Source organism: Pelatocladus sp. BLCC-F211 (assembly GCF_041928655.1).
Lineage (GTDB): Bacteria > Cyanobacteriota > Cyanobacteriia > Cyanobacteriales > Nostocaceae > Pelatocladus.
Window position 1 is genome coordinate 150279 of record NZ_JBHFLM010000201.1, and the last position, 15489, is coordinate 165767.

The 15489-nt window shown below is 38.0% G+C and carries 16 protein-coding genes; 11 read left to right on the forward strand and 5 right to left on the reverse strand.

Annotated features, from left to right (window positions below):
- The first annotated feature begins 202 nt into the window (after positions 1–202).
- Positions 203–1201, forward strand: a complete 999-nt coding sequence (locus tag ACE1AT_RS24600) for a hypothetical protein (RefSeq protein ID WP_374873172.1) — start codon at positions 203–205, stop codon at positions 1199–1201.
- Between the two features lie 9 nt (positions 1202–1210).
- Here ACE1AT_RS24600 and ACE1AT_RS24605 read toward each other — a convergent pair whose 3' ends face one another.
- The 3 genes from ACE1AT_RS24605 to ACE1AT_RS24615 all read right to left on the reverse strand — a co-directional run bounded on the left by ACE1AT_RS24605 (position 1211) and on the right by ACE1AT_RS24615 (position 4753).
- Positions 1211–1993 carry a MinD/ParA family protein gene (locus tag ACE1AT_RS24605; RefSeq protein WP_374873174.1) on the reverse strand — a complete coding sequence of 261 codons (783 nt, stop codon included), beginning with the start codon at positions 1991–1993 and terminating at the stop codon, positions 1211–1213.
- A 417-nt stretch (positions 1994–2410) separates the two neighbouring features.
- A complete protein-coding gene (locus tag ACE1AT_RS24610) occupies positions 2411–3685 on the reverse strand; it encodes a sensor histidine kinase (protein ID WP_374873176.1) in 1275 nt (424 codons plus the stop codon).
- A 213-nt stretch (positions 3686–3898) separates the two neighbouring features.
- Positions 3899–4753, reverse strand: a complete 855-nt coding sequence (locus ACE1AT_RS24615; protein ID WP_374873178.1) for a phosphate/phosphite/phosphonate ABC transporter substrate-binding protein — start codon at positions 4751–4753, stop codon at positions 3899–3901.
- A 102-nt stretch (positions 4754–4855) separates the two neighbouring features.
- On the opposite strand from ACE1AT_RS24615, the gene ACE1AT_RS24620 reads away from it, so the two are divergent.
- Complete coding sequence (locus ACE1AT_RS24620) at positions 4856–5758, forward strand: DUF3365 domain-containing protein (protein ID WP_374873180.1); 903 nt, start codon at positions 4856–4858, stop codon at positions 5756–5758.
- On the opposite strand, the gene ACE1AT_RS24625 is transcribed toward ACE1AT_RS24620, so the two are convergent.
- On the reverse strand, positions 5755–6717 hold the full coding sequence (locus ACE1AT_RS24625; protein ID WP_374873182.1) for a sensor histidine kinase: 963 nt from the start codon (positions 6715–6717) through the stop codon (positions 5755–5757). The two genes, ACE1AT_RS24620 and ACE1AT_RS24625, sit on opposite strands and share 4 nt — an antisense overlap.
- Before the next feature lie 287 nt (positions 6718–7004).
- The gene (locus ACE1AT_RS24630) at positions 7005–7652 is read right to left on the reverse strand and encodes a response regulator (protein ID WP_374873184.1); all 648 of its coding nucleotides are present in this window, start codon (positions 7650–7652) and stop codon (positions 7005–7007) included.
- Positions 7653–8058: 406 nt separating this feature from the next.
- Between ACE1AT_RS24630 and ACE1AT_RS24635 the strand changes: the two genes are divergently transcribed.
- The 9 genes from ACE1AT_RS24635 (at position 8059) to ACE1AT_RS24675 (ending at position 15428) form a co-directional block, all read left to right on the forward strand.
- Positions 8059–8277, forward strand: a complete 219-nt coding sequence (locus tag ACE1AT_RS24635; RefSeq protein WP_374873186.1) for a CTB family bacteriocin — start codon at positions 8059–8061, stop codon at positions 8275–8277.
- Positions 8278–8397: 120 nt separating this feature from the next.
- The gene (locus ACE1AT_RS24640) at positions 8398–8619 is read left to right on the forward strand and encodes a CTB family bacteriocin (protein WP_374873188.1); all 222 of its coding nucleotides are present in this window, start codon (positions 8398–8400) and stop codon (positions 8617–8619) included.
- 109 nt (positions 8620–8728) lie between these two features.
- Positions 8729–8950 carry a CTB family bacteriocin gene (locus ACE1AT_RS24645; protein ID WP_374873190.1) on the forward strand — a complete coding sequence of 74 codons (222 nt, stop codon included), beginning with the start codon at positions 8729–8731 and terminating at the stop codon, positions 8948–8950.
- Positions 8951–9059: 109 nt separating this feature from the next.
- Positions 9060–9281 (forward strand): CTB family bacteriocin, encoded by a 222-nt coding sequence (locus ACE1AT_RS24650; protein ID WP_374873191.1) that lies wholly within the window; start codon positions 9060–9062, stop codon positions 9279–9281.
- 97 nt (positions 9282–9378) lie between these two features.
- Positions 9379–9630, forward strand: a complete 252-nt coding sequence (locus ACE1AT_RS24655) for a CTB family bacteriocin (RefSeq protein WP_374873193.1) — start codon at positions 9379–9381, stop codon at positions 9628–9630.
- 99 nt (positions 9631–9729) lie between these two features.
- Positions 9730–9927, forward strand: a complete 198-nt coding sequence (locus ACE1AT_RS24660) for a hypothetical protein (RefSeq protein ID WP_374873195.1) — start codon at positions 9730–9732, stop codon at positions 9925–9927.
- A 355-nt stretch (positions 9928–10282) separates the two neighbouring features.
- On the forward strand, positions 10283–11380 hold the full coding sequence (locus tag ACE1AT_RS24665; RefSeq protein ID WP_374873197.1) for a cyclic nucleotide-binding domain-containing protein: 1098 nt from the start codon (positions 10283–10285) through the stop codon (positions 11378–11380).
- Between the two features lie 109 nt (positions 11381–11489).
- Positions 11490–12929: an NHLP bacteriocin system secretion protein gene (locus ACE1AT_RS24670; RefSeq protein WP_374873199.1), complete on the forward strand. Its 1440-nt coding sequence runs from the start codon at positions 11490–11492 to the stop codon at positions 12927–12929.
- 111 nt (positions 12930–13040) lie between these two features.
- Complete coding sequence (locus tag ACE1AT_RS24675; protein ID WP_374873239.1) at positions 13041–15428, forward strand: NHLP family bacteriocin export ABC transporter peptidase/permease/ATPase subunit; 2388 nt, start codon at positions 13041–13043, stop codon at positions 15426–15428.
- Positions 15429–15489 lie beyond the last annotated feature (61 nt).

The window sequence follows — 15489 nt, forward strand, 5'->3', positions numbered from 1 at the left end:
GTGTGGGGGTGTAGGGGTTTAGAGATGTAGGAGGAGTTCTATTTTTATGTTTTGTTGTGGGATTTTCCCATGAATAGCTGTCTTGAAAATCGGTGTGTGGGTATCAGAGGAGCCATATTTTCAGTGTAAAAACACATAACAACTTTATCCTAAGCTGATCATTTCTCGTACAAAGTTTCGGCTGTTTTATTAGGTGTCAATTATGACAGTTGGAAAACTTAAATTAAAACCTGATCAAAAAGTTGATATAAACAAAAGTGACAAACGGGTAAAAAGAGGTGATAGTGAAATTTCTGTCACCACGACCTGTAATTCTTCCCAACAGGAGTTAGTAGAACAGGAACCCCAACTAAGAGAAGAATTTGCAACAGATTCACAATTACCGACAGCTGATAGTGTAGTTGTTGCGATCGAAATGCTCTCGGAGTTAAGCGAGGAGGAAAAAGCTGACCGCCACAGATTGGAGCTAAAAATAGAACGGGCATTTTATGAAGCAGGTTCTGCTTTGAACGAACTGCGGGAACGGCGGCTATACCGGAGTACTCATAGAACTTTTGAAGAATACTGCCGCGATCGCTTTAACTATAGTCGCGATACTGCTTACCTGAAGATGGCGGCTGCTGTTGTCTATGACAATATTCAGAAATTTTTGCCGACCATTGGTCGGCAAACTCCCATGCCGACCAACGAACGTCAGTTACGTGATTTAGCTAAAGCGAATTTGGAACCAGAACTTCAAGCGGCTACATGGTTGCGGGGTGTAGAAGAAGCAGGTGGGAAAGTTCCTAGCGGACGCATTATTAAGGGGATTGTGGAACAGCTTAAGGAAAAGCCTCTGCTTCTTGCTAGTGATTTTTGCCAAATAGGTGACGTATTTATCTTAACTAGATTAGAAGGCACTGAACGCAAATATAATGGCTGTTGGGCGATCGCAATTGTCCTTAAAGAATTTAGTGTAGAAGTGGACGTTCATGACACTACTCTAAACGTGAAACCTGAAAACCTCAACAAAATTGATTCTCCTCAAGCACATCGCCAACTACCACAAATCAAAAAACGCATCAAGCGTTTGCGCGATTGTGGAATACTGGATCGCTGTGCCTACACACTTTTGGAGTCTCTGGGACGCCAGACTTACTTAACTCCTGTCGAGGAAGGCTTGTTGGAATGGTTGGAGAAATATTATGGAGTTAGTAGCTGAAAATTTGATTTATTTTTTGGATTTACTTTCTATTTGCTTGGCGATCGCATTTACTTCCTGTGTCCAAGGATGATTAGGATAGCACAAGCTAAAAATATCCTTACTACCCAAATAAAACATTTCTTCACAGACAGGTAAAACGCCAGCTACAGTTGTGCCGTAGGTTGAGAGTATTTGTTGCCGCAAAGCTTGAAAATTAAAAGCTGGTAAAGCCTTATTAACTACCAGCATAATATTAGGAACATTCAACTTGCGTGCCACATCCACAGCTACAGCCGTACCTTGATAATCTTGCTGGTCTGGTCGGAGGATAACAACAAGAATATCAGAAATGATAATAGACAGCAGAGTTTCTTCATTAATCCCAGGATGAGTATCAATAAAAAGATAGTCGAGTTTCAAACGTTTGGTTAAATGCTGAAAACCATCATTAAGCAAACGTGCATCGTATCCTTCACGCAGAATGCGAGAAATTTCACTTGTTTTAATACTAGAGGGAATTAAAAAAATATTACCTTTAATTCCAGCATTTTTTTGCCTCATTTTAATTAATGGTGTGACATCGTAAGCAGCTTTTTCAATCGGACAGCGACCCCATAAATAATCATTTAGGGTGTAGCCTAACTTATCCTCTCCTAGACCGAAAAGAACGTGGATTCCAGGCGATTGAATATCTGTATCAACAATACCAACTCGCTTACCAGAACGAGCAATTAAAGTAGCAATATTAGCAGTTACATTTGATTTGCCTGTTCCGCCACGAAATGAATGGATAGAAACAACTTTAGACATAATATATATCCTCAATTAAAAATATTACCCAGTAACAGTTATCAGTTATTGCAATTAAATAAAAATAATAACTAATACTTCATTACATAAACTTTAAAGTGTTCATAATAAAGACTTTAGGGTTCAAAATGATTAATTTAATAACTATAAATTCTGTAAAAATTTTTAAAATCATTTGTTTTTAGCATTTTTATTTATAGCGAAAACTTTTTAATGGTATTGTTTTTATCATATAAAATTAACAAGATAATAACATCTGAAAAATGTCTTAATTTTTTCTTCAACTAAATATATAAACTGCCTCTAACTTTCGTTGATTATTTAAGTAAAATTAACTATAACTTTAGTCATAGCTAATTTTGTTGTTGGTTGGTTGTTAAGAATTCCCCTTGTCCCCCTTCCCAATCCCTATTCCTGTTAAACAAAGCCTTTCTGGAGCGTAGGATTTTTTCTATCTGGAACTGGAGCTAATTCTAGAGGTATATTAGTGGAAAATTCTGATAAAGGTAGTCTTACACTTAAGCAACAACCAGATCCCAACTCACTTTCAATTTGGAATTGACCTTTTAAAAGTGCAACTCTTTGTTGCATTTCTTGGAGTCCAAATCCTATTGATTGCTGATCTAATTGAAATCCTCTGCCATTATCTTCAATAGTGAGATAGACTTGCTCTGGAATTGCGCTTAACTGAATATGAACTGCTGTTGCTTCTGCATGTTTGTAGATATTCGTCAGTGCTTCTTGGACAAGAAGGTAAAGTATCTTGCTAACTTCTCGAGGTAGTATAAAGGCTAAAGTCAACTGAGTAGTAGGTAAAATACCTGTGGAATGATGAAATTCTCGTACCAAGAACGTGATCGCCATCTGAAGCGATCGCTCTCTTGGTACATCTACACGTAAAGTATTGACTGAACGGCGAACCTCTTGCATGGCAAAAGAGCCGAGACGTTTTGACTCTACAATATAACGGTAAGCTTGCTCTAGATCAACTTGCCAAAATCTCAAAGCAGTCTGGAGTTGAATATTCATCACAGCTAGAGCATGTCCGAGAGAATCATGAATATTGTGAGCATTATGATTACGTTCCCGCACGACAGCAAGGTCTTCAACTTGCACGACATACTGTTGTAGTTGCTTGTGAGCAATTGCTAGCTGTTCTTGGATCTGGCGCTCACTCATCACTGTATTTACTAAATGCAGTAAAAATAATAATCCTGTACCAAATAAGAGTGTATGGGTTAACTGGTTCAACCAAAAATTTCCTTGCTCCGAAGATGGTAAGGATAAAGTCATACTGCTGACAGATTGAATCTGTAGAACCAAGAACAGGAAAAAAACCAAACCAGCCAGCAGATAGCGTTCTGATAAATCAAACAAGAAGCTACTGCGGATTACTACTACAATCAACAATAACGGCCACAGCTGTAGATATCCTAACGCTGCTCCAAACAAAATTAACCCAACTTCAATGATGGTATAAAGTATTTTGTAAACTATTTTGCCATAAGGTAGTATAAACCCCATTAAGCCGAAGACAAGCAAAATCAAGAAAGATGGAATTAATGAATCAAGGGTTTGAGAAAAAACAATTGGTATCAAGGAGTTAGCTACAGCGCAAGTCGCCACTAACCCCCATTCGGTGTAGAGCAAAAAGCGAAATGGATTTGAGCGGACAGGAAATGACAGACTCATAGAAAGTGGTAACTACTGCTAAAACTAACCTTGTTACCTACTTATTTTGAATCTTTTAAATTTAATTTCAAGAGCAAATCACAACTTCAAGACTTTTGTTAGAGTATTTGCTTTCTAATCAACGAAAGTTGTAGACAGATTTACTTGTATTATTTTTCATGTTAATTACGATACATATAAATCCTGTACGAACCAAAAGTGTTGTGTTTCTGCTTAAAATAAACGAGCAGGCTTGTTCTGTAATTGAGAAGCGATCGCCATTACTCGATCTACCACAGTAATCATATATTTATAATCTGGTACTTTTCCATTAGGTACATATTTCACTTCTTGAGCCAAAATTGAAGGGTAATCATTTAAGACTTGACGGATGTATTCTTGATCTTTGCGTTCCACATTTGGCCCAACCAAAAGCATACCAGATGGAATTGAATGAGGATCTTTAAAGAGTATGCGAAGCTCATTCTGCTTTAACTGAGAGTTATAAATATCCAACTCTGCGATTGAAACTGCACCAGCATTTGCTTTTTTTTGAACTACCCACTCTAAAACAGTTGTGGGTGTTGGTGCAAATAATATTTCAGCCAATGTCAGACCATAAAGATTGTAAAGGGGTAAATAATACCCTGTTGTTGAACCTGGCTGACCTAATACAAGAGTTTGACCTTCTAACATTTTTAAATTGCTCAGTGAGCTATCCTGATGTACAACAATAATTGAGCGTAAATTATTCTCACCAAGTAAAGGAAAAAGCGGAGTATATTGATAGCGAGAAATTGCAAGAGCTGCTAAACCAGGTGGAGCAAATACTAATGACCAAGTGCTATCTTTTAAACGCTCAATTGCTTGATTTTCATTGAAAGCAGGCTCTAGCAGAACGTATGCTTTCATTTTTTCACTCAAGTACTTATTAAACTGAGTATATTGATTAATAATCTCTTCTCCACCACTGTAGTTGATGACACCAATAGTTAATTCCCCTCCAGACGCCGCTTTAGATTTACAGGCACTTACGATTAAAGAGATTAGAAATAAAAAAAAGTTACGACGTGAAATTTGTTTACACATTTTTACTAATAATTATGAAATAGAAGATTAGGAAATTTTAAATAAACTTATACACATCAATTAATATATTAAAATAGTGTCTCGATTCAACGATAAAAAACTATGTTAAAAAACTTAAAAATAGGCACTAAAGTAAATTTACTGTTGATACTAGTTTTTATAATTAGTATTCTAGTAACTAGTACAACCCTGTCAACTTTACTACAACATAGAGCGCAAAATGAAGTCACTTCTAAAGCAATAATTCTCATGCGTACAATGAATTCCGTGAGAAAATATACACAAGATCGCATCAATCCTCTACTGAAATCTAGACTAGAAACAGAAACACAATTCATCCCAGAAACAGTACCCGCTTTCTCTGCAATTAAAATCTTTGAGAATTTTCGTAAGGACGACGAATTTAAAAGTTTTATATATAGAGAAGCGGCAATCAATCCTACTAATTTACGAGATAAAGCTGATAATTTTGAAACCAAAATTCTACAAAGCTTTCGTAAAAATCCGAAAAATCAAGAAATAACTGGTTTTCGCAAACTTCCTCAAGGAGAGGTATTTTATATTGCCAGACCACTGGCTATTACACAACCAAGTTGTCTTGAATGCCATTCAACAGTAGAGAAAGCTCCTAAGAGTTTGGTCGCAAGTTATGGTACAAAAAATGGTTTTGGTTGGCAACTTAATGAAATTGTTGCCGCTCAAATCATCTCGGTTCCTTCCCAAGAAGTTTTTGAAGATGCTGATCATAGTTGGTCTATGATCATGGGACTTGTGATTGCTATCTTTGCCCTTGTAATCCTCTTGCTTAATTTATTAATCAAACGAGCTATTGTTCAGCGAATTAAAAGCATAGAAAAAATTGCCCAACAAGTCAGTGTAGGTAATATGAGTATTGATTTTGATGAAAAATACAATGATGAAATTGGCGGATTAGCGGTAGCATTTAACCGAATGAAAGCTAGTTTGCAAATAGCTCTAAACCTCCTTGAAAAAAATGAAAATTAATTTAAATTAGAAAGTAATTTTTGTTGAAAATTTTGAGCTTTTTGTGGGTTGGAAATTTCTACTGATAAAATTTCCACGAGTTCTGTACAGGACAAATGAGGATTATTTTTGATAGCTTTTTGAACAAGAAAAGATGCTATGGGACCGATTAATTCAGCTAAATAGCGCTCACATTGACGTATAAATCTCTCTTTTAAAGCTAAATTTTCTACTTTTATCTCCTGTTTAGTGGTAGATTCTTTCAAAGATCCTGGTGTTTGTTTTTCTAAAATAGAAAGCTCTATTAATGGTAGTTCAACAGTGAGTTTACAGCCATTTCCTAGCTCAGTTTCTATATTGAAATTACCTTGTAAGGCTGTCACTCTTTCTTTTATACCCTGGATACCAAAACCTGTTTTTCTTTGCGATAAGCTAAAACCTTTACCATTATCTCTCACAACAAGTAATACATTGTTGAAATCGGTATTCACCAGAATTTCTACTTCTGTTGCTTGTGCATATTTACATATATTTGTCAGAGATTCTTGCACAATCCGATAGATAGTTGTCACCACCTTAATAGATAAAGGAGTAGACAAGTTGATGCTGGTATAAGGTAAAATTCCAGTGGTTTGATAAAAATTTTCAACGACAAGAGTGATTAGTTCTTCTAGTGATTTCTCTTGAGTATCATTTGTACGTAAAGCACAGACAGATTGACGAACTTCATGGATGGCAACAGATCCTAATTTTTGAGCTTCTGTGAGAAACTGTTCTGCTTGAGAGGGGTCAATATGCCAAAGTTTACGAGCCGTTTGCAACTGTATGTTAAGACTAGTTAACGCATTACCCAAAGAATCATGTATTTCACGAGCAATACGTTTGCGTTCTTGTACCGCAGCAAGCTCTTCAATTTCTAGAAGATACTGTCTTAGCTCCTTGTATTGCAGTAATAAATCGGTGTAATGCTTAGATCCCACGGTATTAACCATCTAATTTAAGACTAACGGATTATTCAATACCACACATTGCTTTGCTTACTTGCAATATCAAACTTTGATGAGACTACTCCTTTTAAAATGAAGATCATATTCTTACCCCACAAGATTAGTTAGTTAATTTCCGGATTCCATTGCAAAATGCAGATATGAAATTACGGCTTTTTTTAGAGGCTGTGTGTACTTATCTGAGGGAAATTAAGGATTTACGCGGCTATTCAAGAAATTGATATTTCTTTACAAATTTTTTGCGGGATGTATGAAACGACTTACTTGCTATAAACTGAGTTAGCATAAATCGCTAGTTGCGATCGATTTTTTAGGTTTAGACGATTAAGTAGGTGGGTGACATGGGTTTTAACTGTCCCTTCTGAAATATAAAGTTGTTGGGCAATTTCGCGATTCGTAGCACCAACAGCAATCAAGCGCAATACATCTTGTTCGCGATCGGTCAGCAAGTCCAATTTTGGCTCTGGTAACTTCGGGCTAACAGGTTCTGAAACTTGAACTTTAGCAATTATCTTTTCTAACACTCCTGGTCCCATTTGAGTGTATCCTTTATGGACAAACCGAATCGCTTGTGCTAACTCCTCAGACGGCATATCTTTTAGTAAATAGCCCTTTGCTCCTGCTCGCATTGCATCGGCGATGTATTCATCGTCATCAAACGTACTTAGGACTATCACTTTAATATTGGGAAACTGCTCGCAGATAATGCCAGTAGCAACTTTACCATCCATTACAGGCATCCGCACATCCATTAACACAACATCTGGCTGTAGTGCTTTTACTTGTGCGATCGCACTTTCGCCATTATCAGCAGTTCCTACAACTTCTAAATCAGGCTCTAAATTTAGCATAGCCCTAATACCATCTCTAATGAGAGTCTGGTCATCTACAAGTAACAGACGAATCATATAGGAGTACATCTAAAATTTTGCAAAAGTACTACCCCAGTGTAGAACTATGTCTGCGTCATGGATAGTCCAAGAAGAAGCGAATTTAAGGGTAACTGGTGAGTGTTACTCATTCATTTTAAATCAAAAACTTGAAGAGATTGAATTTTGATCTATAGTCTCCAACTTTAGTTATAGGAATATTTACTCAATTAATCAACGAAAGTCCTAGTAAGTTTATCTATTTAGTTGAGATGAGAGTATAGACGTTTTTCAGATGTTTATCTCTAATCAAAATTCTACTATGAATACAGTTGCGAAGGCAATCAAACAGAGGCGACCAAAAAATAAATTAAAAGGTTTCCAAACTTTTGCTTTCTTCAACTACTAAACAACACACAAACAAAACACACAATCGAGGTAAATTATGTCTAATGAAATGAATAAAGTCACTGAACTGTCTGAACAAGAATTAGATGTTGTTGCAGGTGGTGCGATCGATAGTCAAGAAGCTGCATTTTTTCAAGCCTATCAAAATAGTTTAGATTCTACTTTAGTTGTTGGCCCTCAAGGTGTTATTTCTACAACCAGTGCTGACGAATTAAATGTAGCATCTGCGGCTTTCAAAAACATAAAAGTAGGTTAATAATTCTCGTTATTTCCGTAAGCAGAGATATTGCTCATGAATTCATTAAACAAGTGATAATTCTCTGCTTTTCTCAAATTTGATCACAACACACAATCATTAATTACAAAGGATTCAATCATGTCTAACGAAATCAACAAAGCGACTGAACTATCTGAACAAGAATTGGATGTTGTTGCAGGTGGTGCTATTGACAGCCAAGAAGCTGCATTTTTTCAAGCTAATCAATATAGTCTTGATTCAGCTTTAGTTGTGGGTCCCAACGGAACTCTATCTGCAACTAGTGCTGATGAATTGAATGTAGCATCTGCGGCTTTCAAAAACGTAAAAGTAGGTCAATAATTCTCGTCATTTTTCGTAAGCAGAGGTATTGCTAATCAATTAATTAAATAAGTGATAATTCTCTGCTTTTCTCACAAACACACAATCATTAATCACAAAGGATTCAATCATGTCTAACGAAATCAACAAAGCGACTGAACTATCTGAACAAGAATTGGATGTTGTTGCAGGTGGTGCTATTGACAGCCAAGAAGCTGCATTTTTTCAAGCCAATCAAAATAGCCTGGACTCAGCTTTACTTGTGGGTCCCAACGGAACTCTATCCGCAACCAGCGCTGACGAATTGAATGTTGCATCTGCGGCTTTCAAAAATATTAAAGTAGGTCAATAATTCTCGTCATTTTTCGTAAGCAGAGGTATTGCTAATCAATTGATTAAATAAGTGATAATTCTCTGCTTTTCTCACAAACACACAATCATTAATCACAAAGGATTCAATCATGTCTAACGAAATCAACAAAGCGACTGAACTATCTGAACAAGAATTAGATGTTGTTGCAGGTGGTGCTATTGAACTTACCGAGGTTGGTATTTTCCAAAAGGAAGCTAATAATCTTGACTCAGCTTTACTTGTTGGTCCCCAAGGAACTCTGTCTGCAACAAGTGCTGATGAATTGAATATTGAAGCTGCTGGTTTAAAAAACATAAAAGTAGGTCAATAATTCTCATTATTTTCCGAAGCAGAGGTATTGCTCATAAATTAATTTAAATCCTCTGCTTTTATCTTTACAATAAACATCACTGACTATGGGGGAATTTATGTCTGATGAGAATAACAATGCAATAGAATTATCTGATGAAGAATTAGATGAAGTATCTGGTGGTCTGAATCTATCTGGGTTGTTTAGAGATATGAATCAAACAAGCCTGTTAAATATAGCGAATTTCAAACAAAGTAAATTTGTTCTAGATCAGGTAAGCATTGTTAATTCCGAAGGTTCTTTCAATTCCTTACACATCGAAATTGTTAATACTGAGTCAACCGCTATCCAAAGTCTAAATATTAGCTAATTTAGATTTGACCAAAACAGAGAAGATATAAAAAATATTTAACTATAAATAATTCTCTGTTTTTATAAACGTAATTTTTTAGAAATAAAGGAAAAATTTATGTCACATGAAATACCTAACGACAATCAAATTATAGAGTTGACTGAGCAGGAAATAGATGCTTTAGCAGGCGGGAAGGAAAATGCTCAATATGTCGCGAAGCAACTTAGTTTGGTTCCGAATGATTTAGCACAGTCAGTTTCCCAATCTGTGGATAAAATCTTCTCTGCTATTCCTCTCTTAGGCTTGAATTTATAGACTATGTTGTCATGACCATGCTTCTCAAGAGGGTAAAAGAGATTTTACGAGTCATCTTGAAAAAGCTGGTATTAAGCTTAAGCTGATAATACTGAATCAGGAAATGTTGTAAAGAAATATAACATTTTTAAATGGCTGCATAAATTTCTAAGCTACCTCAGATAGTTACAAAAAGGTTCAAACAGAAGTCGCTCGATTTTATGCTTACATTCTGTAACGCTTCTAGTAGTCTGCCACAAAGATTTTGACAGGCTATAAGCACCAAACGTGCTTATAAGAAAGAGGGCTAAGAGCCGCTTACTACAAACCTATCAAAAACACTCTCACACCCTTAGAAAATATAAGAGAGTCAATTATGACAGAAGTTCTACTCAAGGAACTTAGTAATAGTGATATTGATTGGATGCTAAAGACTGGTACTAAAGAAGAAATTACCACGGGTCAAGTTCTCATCCGCCAAGGCGAACCTGTCAATGCTTTATATATTCTCTTAGATGGAGCATTAACAGTTTCTATATCTCAGGCTGACAATAATCCACTAGGACGTGCGTTTGCGGCCCTAGAAGGTGGTGAAATGTCAGGGCGTGAAATCGCCAGATTATCTAGTGGTGAAATGGTAGGAGAAATTCCTTTTATAGAGTCATACTTACCTTCTACCACTGTTAAAGCACTCCAAGATTCGCAAGTTTTATCGATTCCACAACAACAGCTAACAACAAAACTGAAACAAGATATCAGTTTTGCTGCTCATCTTTACCGGGCGAGTGCGATTCTGCTTGCAGATAGACTAGAAAAAATAGTCAATCAACTCGGTCATAGTACGCTAGTCCTCAGTCAGCCTCGGTTAAGAGAAATATTATTTATTTTCGCAGAATTGCATGATAGTGATATTGATTGGTTGATTGTTGCAGGAAATGTAAACCAAATTCCCGCAGGTACTGTCCTTATTCCTAGTGGTAGGCCTGTGGAAGCGCTGCATATCCTCCTTGATGGGAAATTGTCACTTTCCACCTCCGAGGACGATCGCAATCCTTTAGCTCGTGCATTTTCTAATCTGGAAAACAATGAAACCGTAGAACGCGAGTTTGCTAATTTGTCTAGAGGTGACATTGTAGGAGAAACTCCTTTTGTAGAGGCTCCCCCACCTTCTATGAGTGTTAAAGCTGCGGAGGATTCAATAGTTTTGTCGATTCCCCGCTGGCGATTAGCCGCTAAACTGCTGCATGATGTTGGTTTTGCTGCTCGTTTTTATCGCGTATTAGCAGTTTTGTTAGCAGATAAACAACAAGCAATAGTCAGTCGCCTTGGTTACGGTAGGCTCAGTTATAGTACGGGTCAGTCGCTGGGTGAAAATATCGAATATGAAAATGAACTGGATGCCGATTTTTTAAGCCAAGTGGCGCTAGCTGGAGCTAGATTTGACTGGATGTTGAAAAGAATTAGTCGCACTTGAATTCAGGGAACAGGGAACAGGAAGATAATGTATGTAATTAATTTTCTCTGAGTACTTAACTGATAACTGGTAACTGATAAATCATAACTCATCACTAAATATTAAGATTATGGTTACTCAAAAAAATAATCTATTTCGTAAACAAGCTTTAGATCATTCGTCTTCACCTGAGCGCTTAGATCAGTTAATGCAAGTAGTTAGCCCTACTAAGTGGCTACCTTTAATTGGTCTAGGTATTTTGGTTGCATCTGGTTTGACCTGGAGTGTATTGGGTCGTATTCCGATTACCGTTGAGGGTAAAGGTGTACTTGTCTTTCCTAGCAAAGTAGTCGGATTCGACTTTCCTTCTTCAGGACAATTGCAGACATTGAATGTACGTGTTGGTGACTTTGTTAAGAAAGGACAAGTGATAGGAACGATTGACCAAAACGAACTGCAAGCGCAGATTTTACAACAGCGCACTAAACTAGCACAACTGCAAGCCCAGGATCAAGATGCTAATTCACTTCAAGACCAACGTACTCAACAGCAGATCATTACGATCGCTCAACAGCGCCAAAATTTAGAAGTACAATTACAGCAAGCTCAGGCTCTAACTCCAATTCTTAAAAGCAAAAATTTGGGTGCGATCGATCAACAGCGACAAAACCTATTACAAAATTTGCGCGATGCTGAAACTCTGGCTCCGACCCTCAAACAGAGACTTGAGCGACGCCAAGGGCTGAAAAATGAAGGAGCTATTTCAGATGATGCGGTGTTGGAAGCACAACAAACCTACCTTAATAGTCTGCAAAAAGTTTCCGAACTCAAACAACAACTTAAGCAGCTCGACATCAGTCAGGTTCAAGCCCAAAAATCTTACTTAGAGAATCTCAGCCAAATTGATAATTTCAAAACTCAATTGACAGAACTAAACGCTCAACAAAAAAGTTTAGCAGAACGAAATTTTCAAACTTCAGTTACTCGCAAAAATCAGATTCAAGATTTGCAGCGTAGCATTGCCCAATTAGAATTACAGTTAAAAAATAATACTCAAGTTATCAGCAATTATACTGGACAAATTTTAGAACTTACCGTCAATCCTGGACAAAGCTTGGCTCCAGGAACTCGCCTTGGCACAATAGATATCCAACAAACACCATCTACAAAGTTACAAGCAGTTGTATTTGTTCCTGTTAATGATGGCAAAAAACTGCAAAAGGGAATGAAGTTACAAATTACACCATCAACTGTTGAGCGAGAACGTTTTGGTGGTATTGTTGGTGCGATCGCTGATGTTTCGTCCTTTCCGATCACAAAAGCAGGTGCAGCAAAAGTCGTAGGTAATGCAGACATCGTTAACAGTTTAGTAACTGCACAACCTCAGATCCAAGTCATCGCCGAACTTCAACCAGACACATCAACCTTCAGTGGCTACAAGTGGTCTTCTTCTAAAGGCCCAGAACAGAAAATTACTTCTGGAACAACTTCCTCTGTGCGAGTCACCGTGAAAGAAGAAGCACCAATTAGTTTTGTATTACCCATTCTTAAGTCAATTGGTGGATCGTAGGGAATGGGGATCGGGGATCGGGGAAGGTAGGGGTTCCCTTTGGGGATAAGGGGCAACGGGGATCGGGAAGGGGGATAAGGGAGAAATACTAATAATAAATGATTAATGACTATGTTAAAGCGAAAATTACAAACATTATTTAAAAAACGTCAAGATGCTCGGCGTCGTACTCCTACCTTACTGCAAATGGAAGCTGTGGAATGTGGCGCTGCTTCTTTAGGAATTATTCTTGGTTATTATGGTCGAATTGTGCCGTTGGCGAAACTCCGTCAAGATTGCGGTGTGTCGCGTGATGGAAGTAAAGCTACTAATGTTCTCGCTGCTGCTAGAAGCTATGGATTAAACGCCAAAGGTTTTAAGACAGATTTGGATGGACTGCGGGAAATGGCATGTCCTTACATTGTGTTTTGGAATTTCAACCATTTTTTAGTAGTAGAAGGATTTAGTAAGGAGCGAGTTTATCTTAATGATCCTGCTAGTGGACCACGCCATGTCTCGGTGCAGGAATTTAGCAATTCTTTCACAGGTGTAGTGTTGGTTTTGCAACCTGGCCCAGATTTCAAAAGAGGGGGACGCAAACCCAGCATTATTGCAGGTTTGTGGCAAAGAATGCGCTTTTCTGTTGTGGCACTTGTATATTGTGTGGTAGCAGGATTGTTTTTGGTGATTCCTGGGATGGCAATACCGGCCTTTTCTCAGGTATTTGTAGATAATATTTTAATTCAAGGTCGAAAAGAATGGTTGAATCCCTTGATTATAGGGATTTTATTTACAGCATTAATTACTGGATTTTTGACACTGTTACAGTTGCAGTCTCTGCGTAGGATGAAAATCAAGCTGTCTGTGGGAATGTCCAGTCAATTCCTGTGGCACATTTTACACTTACCTATTAGTTTTTACGATCAACGATTTGCTGGGGAAATCAGCAGCCGTGTCCAACTCAACGACTCTTTAGCGGGTCTGCTTTCTGGTAAATTAGCGACTACTGCGATCGCAGCAGTAACGGTAATTTTTTATGCAGTGATTATGCTGCAATATGACGTAGTCCTAACTTCGATTGGCATAGCTTTTGTTGCTTTTAATCTCCTCGCCTTGCAATGGGTGTCACGACGGCGCGTAGATGCAAATATGCGATATCAACAGGATCAAGGTAAAGTTACTGGAGTATCAATTTCTGGTCTTCAAAGTATGGAAACGCTCAAGTCATCCGGCTTGGAGTCAGATTTTTTCTCCAGATGGGCTGGTTACTATGCCAAATCGATCAACGCTAAACAGGAAATGGATGTTACCAACCAAGCTTTAGGGGTGTTACCTTCTTTCCTCTCTAGAATTGCCTCTATGTTACTCATCACTGTGGGCGGTCTGCGGGTAATAGATGGTCATTTGAGTATTGGGATGCTGGTAGCATTTCAGGCTCTCATGCAACAATTTATGCAGCCTGTGAACAACCTGATTACTTTGGGAAGCAGCTTACAAGAAGTAGAAGGTAGTATTACGCGCTTGGATGATGTGTTGCGTAATCCGATGGATCGGGGAGCAAGGAGCGGGGATCAGGGATTCTCCAGAGGAGACGCTTCGCGAACGGGGATTGGGGAGCGGGGACAAGGGGGACAAGGAGGACAAGAAGTAGAGGCTGGACTCCCAGGAAGGAAAGGAAATCAGCAAATGAAGGATATTTTTGAGAAATTATCTATTTCGCCTGATCAAACTGTTATTCAAGCTTCTGTGTCACCGCGTGTTTCCGTACCTGCTGCGCCAACAACTAAATTGCAGGGATATATAGAGTTACGCAATGTCACATTTGGCTATAACAGGGTTGCTGCTCCTTTAATTGAAAATTTTAATTTCTCTCTCAAACCAGGACAGCGAGTTGCTTTGGTGGGTGGAAGTGGTTCTGGTAAGTCTACGATCGCCAAAATGATAGCTGGATTATATGAACCTTGGGAAGGAGAGATTCTATTTGATGGTCAACCTAGAAGTGAAATTCCTCGTCAAGTTTTAGTTAATTCTCTTGCTCTAGTAGAACAAGATATTTTTCTATTTGCTGGCAGTGTCAGAGAAAATTTAACGCTCTGGGATACCACTGTACCAGAAAGTAATTTGATACGTGCTTGTAAAGATGCAGCTATCCACGATATTGTGATCTCCTTACCAGGTGGTTACGGTGCTGAACTATTAGAAGGCGCTAGTAATTTGAGCGGAGGTCAGCGACAACGTTTGGAAATTGCTCGTTCTTTAGTGAATAATCCTGCGATTTTAGTGATGGATGAAGCTACCAGCGCTCTAGATACTGAGACAGAAAAAATCATTGACCGGAAACTCCGCCAGCGCGGTTGTACTTGCATTATAGTGGCGCATCGACTTAGCACGATCCGCGATTGCGATGAAATTATTGTCTTGGAACGAGGAAAAGTTGTCCAACGCGGAACCCATGACGAATTAAAGCAGGTTGAGGGTAAGTATTTGGAGTTGATTCGCAGTGAGGGAGGAGCGCTCTGAAGAATTAAAAATTAAAAATTAGAAATTAGAAATTAGAAATTAGAAATTAATTTTGTATTTT

Excerpts from the sequence above, each read along its gene's own strand:
- ACE1AT_RS24635 (WP_374873186.1), top strand. The coding sequence starts at position 8,059 with ATGTCTAATGAAATGAATAAAGTCACTGAACTGTCTGAACAAGAATTA.
- ACE1AT_RS24620 (WP_374873180.1), top strand. The coding sequence starts at position 4,856 with ATGTTAAAAAACTTAAAAATAGGCACTAAAGTAAATTTACTGTTGATA.
- ACE1AT_RS24615 (WP_374873178.1), bottom strand. The coding sequence starts at position 4,753 with ATGTGTAAACAAATTTCACGTCGTAACTTTTTTTTATTTCTAATCTCT.
- ACE1AT_RS24610 (WP_374873176.1), bottom strand. The coding sequence starts at position 3,685 with ATGAGTCTGTCATTTCCTGTCCGCTCAAATCCATTTCGCTTTTTGCTC.
- ACE1AT_RS24605 (WP_374873174.1), bottom strand. The coding sequence starts at position 1,993 with ATGTCTAAAGTTGTTTCTATCCATTCATTTCGTGGCGGAACAGGCAAA.
- ACE1AT_RS24645 (WP_374873190.1), top strand. The coding sequence starts at position 8,729 with ATGTCTAACGAAATCAACAAAGCGACTGAACTATCTGAACAAGAATTG.
- ACE1AT_RS24600 (WP_374873172.1), top strand. The coding sequence starts at position 203 with ATGACAGTTGGAAAACTTAAATTAAAACCTGATCAAAAAGTTGATATA.
- ACE1AT_RS24665 (WP_374873197.1), top strand. The coding sequence starts at position 10,283 with ATGACAGAAGTTCTACTCAAGGAACTTAGTAATAGTGATATTGATTGG.
- ACE1AT_RS24670 (WP_374873199.1), top strand. The coding sequence starts at position 11,490 with ATGGTTACTCAAAAAAATAATCTATTTCGTAAACAAGCTTTAGATCAT.
- ACE1AT_RS24655 (WP_374873193.1), top strand. The coding sequence starts at position 9,379 with ATGTCTGATGAGAATAACAATGCAATAGAATTATCTGATGAAGAATTA.
- ACE1AT_RS24660 (WP_374873195.1), top strand. The coding sequence starts at position 9,730 with ATGTCACATGAAATACCTAACGACAATCAAATTATAGAGTTGACTGAG.
- ACE1AT_RS24650 (WP_374873191.1), top strand. The coding sequence starts at position 9,060 with ATGTCTAACGAAATCAACAAAGCGACTGAACTATCTGAACAAGAATTA.
- ACE1AT_RS24675 (WP_374873239.1), top strand. The coding sequence starts at position 13,041 with ATGTTAAAGCGAAAATTACAAACATTATTTAAAAAACGTCAAGATGCT.
- ACE1AT_RS24630 (WP_374873184.1), bottom strand. The coding sequence starts at position 7,652 with ATGATTCGTCTGTTACTTGTAGATGACCAGACTCTCATTAGAGATGGT.
- ACE1AT_RS24640 (WP_374873188.1), top strand. The coding sequence starts at position 8,398 with ATGTCTAACGAAATCAACAAAGCGACTGAACTATCTGAACAAGAATTG.